The organism is Brenneria corticis (genome assembly GCF_003115855.1).
Classification (GTDB): Bacteria; Pseudomonadota; Gammaproteobacteria; order Enterobacterales; family Enterobacteriaceae; genus Brenneria; species Brenneria corticis.
The window spans coordinates 22,347-34,933 of the sequence record NZ_KZ819085.1; the positions used below are offsets into that span (position 1 = coordinate 22,347).

Consider the following 12,587-nt stretch of genomic DNA (forward strand, 5'->3'; position numbering starts at 1 on the left):
TATGTTGGAACGAACGAAGGTAATCCCTCTTTCTAAGAACCTGGAAGACAAAACGCAGAAAACAGCCTGGGAGCAGATCGAACTGCGCGAGCCGGCACTGATGGAGGTTGAGCAGTTTTATGACAAGGAGTCTAAGACAACCGTATTGTCTGCCATGCGACTGCTGATCTCGCTGGTTTCCGGCGTTCCCGAATCGGTATTGGGTCGGATGGCTTACAGCGATTACAAACAGTGCGAAGAGTACCTGATGGGTTTTTTAACTCACGGGAAACAGAAGGATGGCGGCAATTAGCCGCTGATGTCGCCTACTGTTTCCACTGGGAACCGCATGTAACCTGGGGCATGTCCCACTCACTCCTGAAGTGGTGGGCAGATCAGGGAAAACGCATCAACAAGGTAAGGGCAGGCAATGGCTAACGCATTCGAGTTCGAGGCAAACCTTAATGATAAAATGACCGCAGAAATCATTCGCCTTGAAAATACCGTTCGCCGCATTAACCCTCTGTTGGATAAAACCACGGAGGGGTTAAAACTGGGCGGAAATGACTCCGCCGATAGCGTGAGCAAAATCAATAAGGTGATCGACGGTCTATCCCGATCAGCAAAGGACAGCGTTCAGCATATCGGCGATATCGTCCCGCCGTTAAAGATGGTTACCGGTCTCACTGCTGGATTAGGTGGGGCGGTGGCTGCCATTAATGCGGTTAAAAATAATTTGGTGGAGTTTGCCAATTATGGTTATCGCATTGACACCATTTCGAAAAACATCAGCATGACTACCCATGCTTTTCAGGAATTGACCGGTGCAATGGTTGAGAACGGCTCGAAGCGGGAAGACGCGGAATCGGCGCTGGTGGATCTGTATGGCAAAGCAGAAAAAGCCAGCTTCGGGCAAAACAACGAATTTATGGCGTTACTGAGGCTGAAGGGCATTGACCTTCATTTGACAAAAGAGGGGTTGGTCGATGTTGGCAGGTTGCTTGATGATATCAACAAGGCAATGCAAACCATGTCGCCGGGAAAACAGGCCATCTGGCTCCAGGAAATGGGGCTGTCTCCCGAATTGCTGAGCTATCTGCGCAACACTACTGATGAAGTTCAACGCCTCAAAGACCAGGCGCAGCGCGACGGGCTGATCCTCAGTGATCAGGATGTTACAAACGCTCTGGCTTTCAAACAGCAGATGAATGAAATTTCGGCGGCATACGATGGCATGATCCTGAAAACGCAGGCGTGGCTGGGGCAGTCGGAAACGTTGATGTCCACTATCGACCAAATCCGCCAGATCATGGTTAATGGATTCGATAATGTTACCGTCGGCAATATATTAACGTTTAACCGTGGTGGTGCTCAGGCTGATTTGTTGCGTAAAGCCAGCGGTGACGAAAAGTTTAAAAACACGCTGTCTTTTAAAGAGAGAATGGATCTCAATCTGGGATATGCATCGGAAGATTTAATTAAAAAGCTGCGTGAGTATTATCCTCCCGATTTGAGGCAGGGCGGTAGCGCCATCAACCGCCCGCAGGTGCCCGCCCTCCCTGTTCTTCCTGGTGTTCCTTACAACGAACGGGCTAACAACGCGCGCGGGCTTCGCAATAACAATCCGGGTAACGTGAGAAGCGCGCCCAATGCCGTCGGCAATGATGGGGAATTCGAAATATTTTCTTCATCGGAGGACGGGTTATCCGCGATGGCCCGGCAATTGATGCTGTATGGCGACCGCGGGAACAGCACATTGAACGGGATCATCAGCACTTACGCCCCAAGTTCGGAAAACAATACGCGAGCCTATATTCAGCATGTGGCGCAGATGACAGGCTTCGATCCAAATCAGAGGCTTGATTTGCACGATCCGGTGGTGTTGCAGGCGCTGATGGCCGCAATGATTAAGCATGAGAACAAAACGCAGCCGTTCAGCGGGCGGGATTTACTCAACTCGATTAACACTGCTGTAAATGATGAAAAATGGTCAGGAAAGCGCGATCCGGGAACGCTGAACGCACAGCGGGGCGAGTATTCCAGCGAGTCGATTTTCAGGCAACCGGAACAAGGTGGTGCGGCCGTTACGGCCAACGCCGGATTGGTGGATGCTTTTCGAGCGGCTCTGCAAGACAGCGGCGTAAAGATTGAACTGACAATAATCAATCCGCAGACCGGGGAGCGTAAGACGGTCACCGGTAACGGGCCAAAAGTGTCAACGGCCATGCCTTTTTAGCGGGGAAAAATGGCAAACCTGAATGATCTTTCAAAGCAGTTGGAGAAAATACGAAAGCAAATCCCGTTCGCCGCGGCCCAAGCGTTAACAAGCACCGTGCGGCAGATACAGGACGCGCAGAAGAAAGCGATCCAACAAAAATTCAACGCCACCCCTTTCACGGTGAATTCGGTGAGGTCTAAAGGGGCGACCAAGGCCAATCTGTCAGCAAAAGTATTTATCATGGATAAGGCGGCCGAGTACCTGAGCCCGTTTGAAACCGGTGGGATGCACGTTCTATTCCGTAAAGCAAAGCTGGTTCCTCACAGTCTCAAGCTGAACAAGTACGGCAACATTCCCCGTACGGCGATGGCAACACTGAAAGCTAAGCCCGACGTATTCATCGGCCGTGTTAAGACAGCTGGCGGCAGTGAAGGGATTGCCGGTGTATGGCAACGCAAGAAAGGGAAGAAAAGAAAGACCAGACGCAAGCGCTCTCCCAATGGACAGCGGCAGGCCCGACTGAAAACCCGGCCGCCGAAATTGCTGATTGGGTTTGGTGATGCGCTGCCGGTAAGTCCAGTCTTCGGCTATCAGGAGCGCGCAATTCAAATGGCAAAGGCGCTGCTGCCTGCTGAGATGGAAAAGGCCTTTGCTGAAGCGATGCGTACGGCGAAATGATGGCGGTAAATGACAATGATTATCATCTACATAAAATGGGTCCTTCCTGGAAGGAATTAAATCACGGGCTGGGCGACGCCCCGATATTTCACTAGCTATAAAGTTTTGAATTTGATTGACACTTTACACTTGAAATGTTTGTGCCAAAAATGGCCGCAAGCCGTGCGGTGCCAGGGATTGACGGGGAATTCTGGTGATCTCCGCTTGACACTTTCCCTGGGAAAACTGTCAAGCAATCGGGGAAAAAGTGTCAAGTGATTGGCTTTACAGTTTGATTGACACATTCGGTACTGACCGGTTGACACTTCCCGGCGGGCTGGATGACGAAGAGGAGTTGAAACGATGGTACTGATGAGCGTAAGTCAATATGCGAAACACGCCGGAATGAGCCGCCAGGCGTTGTATTCCTGGGAAGGGAAACAGGGGTTCCCGCCGCGGGTGAACGGGAAGATAGACCAGGCATTGGCGGATGCTTATCTGGCTCGATTCCGTGACCGCAATGATTTAAGGACGCAGAACGCCGCCCGCAAGACCAGTATTAGCAAGCAGGATGCCTCACCCTCCACGCTGGTGGAAATGAGCGTAGCCGCGATTCGCCAGCGCCTGGCGGAATGCATCGGAATGGCATCTGGTATGGACCCGGATGAGAGGGCAGGGCTGGCGGCCCGCGCCGTAGGACTCTATATCAGCACGGCATCCTATGCCCCGCCCATCACATTTGGTGGCTATCGGCTGGCGGAATCCGATCCGGTTACTTGGCCGGGTGAGATTGTTGCTGGCGGGGCCTTTGATCTGGCACCTGAAGACGTCATCCGCCATTGCCGGGAAACGGCGCTGTTTGTCCTGGGCGATGGCAGCGAGACGGAAGAGACCGCCTGCAACATGGTGATGCCTGGCCTGCTTTACGTGCTCAGCACTGACAAGTAAATACCTGAATCGGGCGATAGACCCGGGGAAATACCTATGGTTCTTGCCGGCGTCTTTGCCGGCTTTTTTTTCCAGAAGCCAGAAATGGGATGTGGATATGCTGGACAGGCACACTATTGAGCAGGCACTTACCGCCGCGTTGATGAAAGATCAGGGCAGCGTGAACGGGCAAGACCGGTTGATGATCCGAACGCGTGTGGCGCAAGCTCTGGCAGCCAAAGAACGCTATCGGCAGCGAATGGAATCGCCTGCCTACCAGTGGAAGAGGCCAAAAGTCCCGCGACGGGAAGATTGATCATTTCTTCACGTTGAGCAAGAATTACCCTCTTATTTAACAATAGATTGCCTCAATGCCGATAACCTATCATCCCAAGCCGGGACAGTTGATGCTTTGCGATTTTTCCAAAGGGTTCAAAGAACCGGAGATGGTCAAATCATCACGGCCTGTCATCATTCTTTCCGGGCATATCACGGGCCGCGGGGATTTGGTAACAGTTGTTGCTTGCAGCACGGTTCCACCTGACATAGCCCGCAATTATCACTACAAGTTACCTGTTCAATCCATGCCAAAAACCAAGCATTTCATGGGAAGGGAAACATGGGTAAAAGGTGATATGGTTTACACCGTTGCTTTCCATCGGCTTGATGCTGTTGTTGTAGGAAGAGATGGGAGCGGAAAGCGCCTTTACTTCAATGATAGACTCGGACAGCAACAGATGAGCGAGATCTATAGATGTGTCCTGAACGGGATGGGAATGGGCTTTTTGTGCCAGCACGTCAAGTGATGGGATTGCGAAAAATTAATGTTGTGGTAATCTTTAGATGTCCCCTGCGTCGAAGACAAACCGGCGACAGGCATTTAAGACTACTCTAAGGTGCGTCCATTGTAGCCAGCGTGGCAGAAGGCGATAACAAGCCCCGCCAACGCTGTGAAGATAGCCCCCGCTATGGGGGCTTTTGTTTTTCTGTTTCCGCCTATCGGTGAAATAGGCCTTAGCCTCGGCCGGTAGCGTCAACTCACCCGCACTACCTCCCCGTCGATGGCGTCACGTTTCCCGCCTTCATCGCGTACCACCATGCCAGAGCCGGGCAGACTATACCGAGAGCAGTTACGCCAACGCAAACATTAAGCCGAACAAGAAGAAATCCGCCAACAAGATAGGCCCCGCCGTCGCGTTCCTGATGTCGTTTGGTACGTGGCAGGCAGAACATGAAGATTTTGCGTTTGATATGAGCGAAAACCACAAGGAGCGGCTGTTAACATTTAACGGGATATGAGTAAACTGAGACAGTGATAGAAATGCTTGTATGGCAATAAGGGGGAAATTTAAAACTTATCAATTAGTTAAATCTAATATCCTGCGGCATTAGTCATATATGTAGTATCGAATTATTTAGCTCAATGACGCACTGATGGTATGGTTATGTTTCAAAAGCAACTGAAAGGAAATCATATGAATGCTGCATTAGAACGGGCTTTAGAGCATCTTAAGATTGTTACTAATATTTCTTCAGGACTTGCCCATCCATTGGATGAAAGCACAGCAAAAGAGGTATTCAAGTACCTACATAAGTTAGGTATTAGGCTTGAATATGATGAAGTTTATGCGTGGGCTAAACAGCATGGCTGGGAAGATCGTCATGCCAGAGAGCTTGCTATGTTGGCTGAGAAAATTGGATCAGGCGGTCGAGTTGTAGTCAAACACAAGGGGCGGTTAAGTGAAGATTTTCAAAAAGAGCTGAGATCATTGAAGTAAGCCCCCGGTGTTATCAGGGCTGCGAAAGCGGCCTTTTTTGTTTTTGTGCTTTTGGTGTTGTTCAGCGTTCCATGTATAAATATCTGTATAAACATTATAAAAAAACGCCTGTCATTTCTAACAAGCGCCTTTTAAAAACAATAGGTTATGAATTTTGATTAATTCATGCCGTATTTTTTCAATTTCTTACGCAGGGTGCCGCGGTTGATGCCCATCATCAGGGCGGCGCGGGTTTGGTTGCCGCGGGTGTATTGCATCACCATGTCCAACAGGGGTTGTTCAACTTCAGCCAATACCAGCTCATACAGGTCGCTAACGTCCTGACCATTCAATTGGGCAAAATAGTTTTTCAGGGCCTGTTTAACCGAGTCGCGCAGGGGTTTTTGGGTTACCTGTGCCTGAGAGTTTACGGTGGAAACGGTCAGTACGTCAGAATTCACGCGTTGTTCGAACATAGTTCTGTCAGCTCTTTTTCTGTTTACGCAAGATTTTCAAAGTATGCCTCCAACGCCTCCAGCTGCTCGCTGGCATCCTCTATGGCGTTGAATGTGCGCCTAAACTGGTCGTTTGGGGCGTTCTCCCGGAGATACCAGGATACGTGCTTACGAGCTATACGAAATCCCTTGCCTGGACCATAAAAGTCGTGCAATTCCCGTATATGCTTGATCAACAAGCGCTTGACCTCTGCCAACGGCATCGGTGCCAGCAACTCCCCGGTGTCCAGATAATGCTGGATTTCCCGAAAGATCCAGGGTCTTCCCTGAGCGGCCCTTCCTATCATCAGGGCGTCTGCCCCGGTGTAATCTAGAACCGCTCTGGCTTTATGCGGGGAAGTCACGTCGCCATTCGCAATAATGGGAATGGAAACGGCCTGCTTAACTGTCCGAATGCTGTCGTATTCCGCCGAACCATTGAACAGGCACGCACGGGTGCGTCCGTGAATGGTCAGAGCCTGAATCCCACAGCTTTCAGCCAATCTGGCAATCTCTACACAGTTACGGTGCTCCGGCGCCCAGCCGGTGCGGATTTTCAGCGTTACCGGCACGTCTACCGCTTTCACTACCGCCGAGAGGATTCGTTTTACCAAATCCGGGTACTGCAACAACGCAGACCCTGCCATCTTGCGGTTCACCTTCTTGGCCGGACAACCCATATTGATGTCGATGATCTGCGCGCCGAAATCCGTATTGAATTTCGCCGCCACCGCCATTTCATCCGGGTCACAGCCGGCAATCTGCACGGCCCTGATCCCGGGCTCATCGCTATGCACCATACGCAAACGCGATTTATCCGAACGCCAGACTTCCGGATTGGAAATCAGCATTTCGGACACGGTCATTCCAGCGCCCATCGTGTGACAGAGTGCTCTGAATGGGCGATCGCTGATACCTGCCATCGGTGCTGCTATCAAACGATTGGTAAGCTGAAATTGTCCAATGCGCATAGACAAAGAGTGACCATACTGTGTCTGCAAGGGCGCGTATATTACGCATTTTTCACCCGATATGAAAGGCCAAACTTTGACCAATTGGCCGGCGGCGATCAAAGAAAACGCGTTTCATCGCGCGGTGAGAAAATATTATCTATATTTAACAATAGGTTTTGGTTGTTTGTGCGTTATTTTTGTTCAGGAAAATATTCCGGCGGCTGCGCAATTTATCTGTAATATACGGTGATTGAAGCAGGAGTTACATTGATATCCGCCATTTGCAGGGGATTGCGTTGTTAATAAACCAAGAACAGGGATAAATTTTATGCACCATAATGCGGCAAACGCGCCCCCGGTGCGGAGCGGCCGGGAGCGGCAGGAAACAACCGGCCTAATTAACGATAACGCGGCCGTTTAAAGGCTGAACCGGGCGGTTGTTGGCGTGATGAACGGCGGCGGTGAATGCGGCGACCTGTTCGGCTGAAACGGTCGCCGATTTATTCAGCACCAGCCAGCGTACGCCTTCGGAACACGGCGGCGTGGTGAGTGAACCGCTGAAGCGGTAATAACTATGCCGATATGCTGCGGGCACCAGCGCGTCGATATTCAGCGGCGCGGTCAATGCAACCGGTTTATCAAGGGTTAACGGCATCTGGCGCCAGGCTTTCTCCAGCTCCTGATTGGCGTCGCCCTGTTCAAACATCAAAGCCACTACCGTTAACGCACCCTGTTGATCCTGATAGACGAAGTGTGCTTCTAACGGAAATGTTTTGCCATCGATCTCGTTTTCGCTGGGGGCGTGGAAATGGAGCTGCTTCAGGGTAAAGGTATCGTCATCCACCGTCAGCGTGTTGCCGGCGCCGACGTTCACCTGAACGGTATGGCCGTTGTTGACGATATGCTGCGCGCCGGGGTGATAAGCGAGCTGTAAGTCGTGGTGAACGGTTTTTAGCGCGCCGTGAATATCTATCGGCGACTGGTTCTTACCGGTGGCGCACAGGGAAAAATCGGGTGAGAGTTGACCCCAGTGCGCGGGCGCTTCCTGTCCTTCATAGCTCCAGTGGGCGTGTTCGGCGGCGTGAAGCGAAAAGCAGACGGTAACGGCGAGGGAGGCGAAAAGTTTATACTTCATTGATTTAATCCATTTAAAAACAATATGATGACTCACTTCATCGTGTTAAATAACCGATGAAGGTCCGACGAGCCATTGAGGATACACCTACCTTTGACGTGGTTAAACCGTTGATAAAAGCGCAGCGGCGGCCCGAAGGGCTGAGACGGGGGAAACCACCGCAACCCCGATGGCTGGCGGTGGTGGTAAGCGGGCGGTCGGCGAGGATTACTTGCGTACGCCGGTAATGCGGCACCACTCTTCTTTTTCCGCCACCGGGTCAAGCCGGAATTTGTCCTGATAGGCTTCGGCGACGCCGACGGCCTGGGTCGCCAGCACGCCCGACAGGCCGAGGTGCCCGCCGGTTTTCGGCAGATCGCTGATTAACGGCGCCAGCTCGCGCAGCGGGCCGGCCAGAATATTGGCGACCACCACGTCGGCGCTGAGGTCGGCGGGCTGGTCTTTCGGCAGATAGAGCTCCAGGCGCTCGGACACGTCGTTGCGCTGGGCGTTGTCGCGGCTGGCCTGAATCGCCTGCGGGTCGATGTCGATGCCGATAGCGCGGGCGGCGCCCAGCTTTAGCGCCGCGATGGCCAAGATGCCGGAACCGCAGCCGAAGTCGATAAGGGTTTTGCCCTGTAAATCCAGCCCGTCCAGCCATTGCAGGCAGAGCGCGGTGGTGGGGTGGGTGCCGGTGCCGAAAGCCAGGCCCGGATCGAGCATCACGTTCACCGCCGTCGGGTCGGGAATATCGCGCCAGCTCGGGCAGATCCACAGCCGTTCGCCGAAACGCATCGGGTGGAAGTTATCCATCCATTCGCGCTCCCAGTCCTTATCTTCCAACTGCTCGATTTTATGCTGAAACCCGGCGCCCAGCAGCGGCTCCCGCTCCAGCGCGGCGATAACGTTCGCCATCTCGGTCTCCGCGTCATATAAACCGATAACGTCGGTATCGCCCCACAGGCGGGTTTCTCCGGGCAGCGGCTCGAATACCGGCGTATCGTGGGTATCCTGAAACGTCACGGACACCGCGCCGCTCTCAATCAGCGCGTCGCCCAATTGTTCGGCATGGCTGCCGGAGGTATTGATTTTCAGTTGAATCCACGGCATAGCAGTCTCTATTACATTTAAAGTGAAGTGGGGGCGGTCGCCGGTTCAGGCATGCTGTGCCCAAACCGGTTGCCGATAATAAACGCCAGCAGGCTTAGCGTCAGCGCCGGCACGATAGGGTGAAAGCCCGCCAGATGAAGATCGAAACTGGCCAGCAGCGTATAGCTGCATGCGCCGCTGAACATGGCGCTTAACGCGCCCGTGGCGTTGGCGCGTTCCCAATAAAGGCCGAGCACCAGCGGCCACAGGAACACGGCTTCCAGCCCGCCGAACGCCAGCAGGTTTAGCCAGATAATCATCTCCGGCGGGCGCCAGGAGGCCAGCAGCACTAATAACCCCAATAGCAGGGTCGTCGTGCTGGAAAGGCGCTTGATGCGCCGTTCATTGCGCATTTGCTGCGGGCGCACGCTGAGATAAAGATCTTTGATTATCGTGGCGGAGGCCTGCAGCAGGTGCGCGTTGATATTGGACATGATAGCCGCCATCGGCGCGGCGAGAAATATGCCCGCGGCCAGCGGGGGCAGCACGAAAACCATCAGCGCCGGCAGTACCTGATCCGGGATGGTCAGGTCGGGCATCACCGCCCGGCCCAGCGCGCCCGCCAGATGCATGCCCAGCATTAGAATGCCGATCACGATGGTGCCGATAATAATGCCGCGGTGCAGCGCCTGGCTGTTGCGGTAGGAGATGCAGCGCACGGCGGTGTTGGGCAGGCCGATAACCCCGAAACAGACCAGCACCCAGAAAGAGGCCATAAAAGGCATCGACAGGATCTGATCGCTGCCCTGCGGGGTGACCAGCGCGGGGTCGATCTGCTGCAGCTTGTCCACCGCGCTGTGCAGGCCGCCGGCGGCGTGGATAACGCCCACCAGCAGGATCACCGTGCCCAGCAGCATGACGATGCCCTGCATGGCGTCGTTCAGCACGCTGGCGCGGAAGCCGCCGAACGCGGTATAGAGCGCGATGGTCACGCCGAAAATCAGCAGGCCGATATCGTAGGGGATGTTGGCCGCCGTCTCCAGCAGGCGCGCGCCGCCAATAAACTGCACCGCCATGGCGCCGATAAAGGCGACCAGCAGGCTAATGCTGGCGAACCATACCAGCAGCCGGCTGCCGTAGCGGGCGTACAGCATATCGTTGAGGGTGATCGCGTTATAACGTCTTGCCAGAATGGCGAATTTTTTCCCCAGAATGCCCAGCGACAACAGCATGGTGGGAAGCTGGATCATGGAGAGCAATACCCAGCCCAGCCCGTACTTGTAGGCCGCGCCCGGTCCGCCGATAAATGAACTGGCGCTGACGTAGGTGCCGATAAGGGTCATCGCCAGCACGAAGCCGCCCATTGAGCGCCCGCCGAGGAAATACTCGTTAAGAAAGTTGCCCGCCTGGCGGCGGCGATAGGCGTATACCGAGAGCCCGAAAACCAGCAGCAGGTAGCCCAGCAGCGGCAGAAGCACCTCATTTTGCATCGTCGTTCTCCAGTGAGATATCGCGGAAAACGACGCGAACCATCAGCCAGCACAGCAGGGTGAAAACAAGCGGCAGCAGCAGGCAGGCCATTTCAAACCAGTGGGGCAGCCCCGTGATGCCCTGTGCGCTGTCGGGCAGGTAAGCAGTGAGAATCCAGGCTATCAGGTAAGCCAGCGTCAGGCCCATCGCCCAGCGGGCTTCCCGATGAGCCTGAAGAAAACGCGTATCCATTTTTCCCCCAGGTAAGCTGGTGTTGAGAGTGCGAAACCGGGAATTTTACGGCATGCGGTCGATTTGCCCAGTCCGAATTGACAGAAAAGCAAAAAGGCCGGTTTTCACCGACCTTGAGGTTGCTGACAAAATCTTCTCCGTCTACGTCATCCCCGCGCAGGCGGGGATCTCAGCAATACCGTGTCGCCAGCGTAAGCAGATCCCCGTCTAACTACCACGGGGATGACGGGGTTAGATTCGGTATGACGAATGGCTATTTCGTCAACAGTCTGGAAGCCGGTTTTCACCGGCCTTTCACGAAGCAACAGCAGGGACCGCAGTAGCTATATTTACTGTAAACCGAGTTTCTTCTCCAGATAGTGGATATTGGTGCCACCTTTCTGGAAGTTTTCATCGTTCATGATCTTCATCTGCAGATCGACGTTGGTTTTGATCCCGTCGATAATCAGCTCCGCCAGCGCGTTCTTCATCCGCGAAATAGCCACTTCGCGGGTTTCGCCGTAGGTGATCAATTTGCCGATCATGGAATCGTAGTACGGCGGCACGGTATAGCCGGCGTAAATATGGGATTCCCAACGCACGCCGAAGCCGCCCGGCGCGTGGAAACGGGTAATTTTACCCGGACTCGGCAGAAAGCTGTTCGGGTCTTCGGCGTTGATACGGCATTCCACCGCGTGACCGCGCACCTGAACGTCTTCCTGCCGGATGGATAACGGTTGGCCCGCCGCAATGCGCAGCTGCTCTTTGATCAGATCCACCCCGGTAATCATTTCGGTTACCGGATGCTCCACCTGAATACGGGTGTTCATCTCGATAAAGTAGAACTCGCCGTTTTCGTACAGGAATTCAAAGGTGCCCGCGCCGCGATAATTGATATCGATACAGGCTTTCGCGCAGCGATCGCCGATAAAACGGCGCTGTTCGGCGGTGATGCCCGGCGCCGGCGCTTCTTCCACCACTTTCTGGTGACGGCGCTGCATGGAGCAATCGCGTTCGGCCAGATAAATGGCGTTGCCCTGACCGTCGGCCAATACCTGAATTTCCACGTGGCGCGGGTTTTCCAGATATTTTTCCATATAGACCATATCGTTATTAAAAGCCGCCTTGGCTTCCGCACGGGTCATATTGATGGACTGTTCCAGCTCTTTATCGCTGCGCACCACGCGCATGCCGCGACCGCCGCCGCCGCCGGAGGCTTTGATGATCACCGGGTAGCCGATGCGTTTGGCGAAGGCGCGGTTTTTATCCATATCGCCGTCCAGCGGGCCGTCGGAACCCGGCACGCAAGGAACCCCGGCTTTTTTCATGGCGTTGATGGCGGACACTTTATCGCCCATCAGGCGAATGGTGTCGGCGCGCGGGCCAATGAAAATAAAGCCGGAACGTTCGACCTGCTCGGCGAAATCGGCATTTTCCGACAGGAAACCGTAGCCAGGGTGAATGGCGTCGGAAGCGGTGATTTCCGCCGCGGAAATGATCGCCGGGATGTTCAGGTAGCTTTTGGTGGACGGCGCCGGACCGATGCACACGGTTTCATCCGCCAGCAGTACGTGTTTCAGATCGCGATCCGCGCTGGAGTGAACGGCAACGGTTTTGATGCCCAGCTCTTTGCAGGCACGCAAAATACGCAGCGCGATCTCTCCGCGGTTAGCGATAACGATTTTATCTAGCATGGTA

At 54.0% G+C, this 12,587-nt stretch carries 13 protein-coding genes and 1 pseudogene; 7 read left to right on the forward strand and 7 right to left on the reverse strand.

What is annotated here, in order from left to right; translation table 11 throughout:
• The first annotated feature begins 1 nt into the window (after position 1).
• The 7 genes and pseudogenes from DDT56_RS16085 to DDT56_RS16125 all read left to right on the forward strand — a co-directional run bounded on the left by DDT56_RS16085 (position 2) and on the right by DDT56_RS16125 (position 5,559).
• Positions 2-292 (forward strand): phage tail assembly protein, encoded by a 291-nt coding sequence (locus tag DDT56_RS16085; RefSeq protein ID WP_136167456.1) that lies wholly within the window; start codon positions 2-4, stop codon positions 290-292.
• A 117-nt stretch (positions 293-409) separates the two neighbouring features.
• Positions 410-2,215 (forward strand): hypothetical protein, encoded by a 1,806-nt coding sequence (locus tag DDT56_RS16095; protein WP_136167458.1) that lies wholly within the window; start codon positions 410-412, stop codon positions 2,213-2,215.
• A 9-nt stretch (positions 2,216-2,224) separates the two neighbouring features.
• A complete protein-coding gene (locus tag DDT56_RS16100) occupies positions 2,225-2,875 on the forward strand; it encodes a hypothetical protein (RefSeq protein ID WP_136167459.1) in 651 nt (216 codons plus the stop codon).
• 342 nt (positions 2,876-3,217) lie between these two features.
• Positions 3,218-3,802: a hypothetical protein gene (locus DDT56_RS16105; protein ID WP_136167460.1), complete on the forward strand. Its 585-nt coding sequence runs from the start codon at positions 3,218-3,220 to the stop codon at positions 3,800-3,802.
• Positions 3,803-4,152: 350 nt separating this feature from the next.
• Complete coding sequence (locus DDT56_RS16115) at positions 4,153-4,587, forward strand: type II toxin-antitoxin system PemK/MazF family toxin (RefSeq protein WP_136167461.1); 435 nt, start codon at positions 4,153-4,155, stop codon at positions 4,585-4,587.
• Between the two features lie 322 nt (positions 4,588-4,909).
• Positions 4,910-5,080, forward strand: a pseudogene (locus tag DDT56_RS16120) (terminase large subunit); the annotation flags it as partial.
• A gap of 176 nt (positions 5,081-5,256) precedes the next feature.
• Entirely contained in the window at positions 5,257-5,559 is a 303-nt protein-coding gene (locus DDT56_RS16125) for a DUF1889 family protein (RefSeq protein ID WP_168197643.1), read from the forward strand.
• Positions 5,560-5,717: 158 nt separating this feature from the next.
• On the opposite strand, the gene fis is transcribed toward DDT56_RS16125, so the two are convergent.
• From fis to accC, 7 genes are all read right to left on the reverse strand, one after another.
• On the reverse strand, positions 5,718-6,014 hold the full coding sequence (fis, locus tag DDT56_RS16130) for a DNA-binding transcriptional regulator Fis (RefSeq protein WP_005975342.1): 297 nt from the start codon (positions 6,012-6,014) through the stop codon (positions 5,718-5,720).
• 23 nt (positions 6,015-6,037) lie between these two features.
• Positions 6,038-7,003, reverse strand: coding sequence for a tRNA dihydrouridine synthase DusB (gene dusB / locus DDT56_RS16135; RefSeq protein WP_136167463.1), 966 nt, complete (start codon positions 7,001-7,003; stop codon positions 6,038-6,040).
• 376 nt (positions 7,004-7,379) lie between these two features.
• Positions 7,380-8,120 (reverse strand): carbonic anhydrase, encoded by a 741-nt coding sequence (locus DDT56_RS16140; RefSeq protein ID WP_136167464.1) that lies wholly within the window; start codon positions 8,118-8,120, stop codon positions 7,380-7,382.
• Between the two features lie 207 nt (positions 8,121-8,327).
• A complete protein-coding gene (gene prmA / locus DDT56_RS16145; RefSeq protein WP_136167465.1) occupies positions 8,328-9,209 on the reverse strand; it encodes a 50S ribosomal protein L11 methyltransferase in 882 nt (293 codons plus the stop codon).
• A gap of 17 nt (positions 9,210-9,226) precedes the next feature.
• On the reverse strand, positions 9,227-10,678 hold the full coding sequence (gene panF, locus DDT56_RS16150; protein ID WP_136167466.1) for a sodium/pantothenate symporter: 1,452 nt from the start codon (positions 10,676-10,678) through the stop codon (positions 9,227-9,229).
• Positions 10,668-10,910, reverse strand: coding sequence for a YhdT family protein (locus tag DDT56_RS16155; RefSeq protein WP_009114778.1), 243 nt, complete (start codon positions 10,908-10,910; stop codon positions 10,668-10,670). The genes panF and DDT56_RS16155 overlap by 11 nt, the downstream gene beginning before the upstream one ends.
• Before the next feature lie 329 nt (positions 10,911-11,239).
• The gene (gene accC, locus DDT56_RS16160; protein ID WP_009114777.1) at positions 11,240-12,583 is read right to left on the reverse strand and encodes an acetyl-CoA carboxylase biotin carboxylase subunit; all 1,344 of its coding nucleotides are present in this window, start codon (positions 12,581-12,583) and stop codon (positions 11,240-11,242) included.
• Positions 12,584-12,587 lie beyond the last annotated feature (4 nt).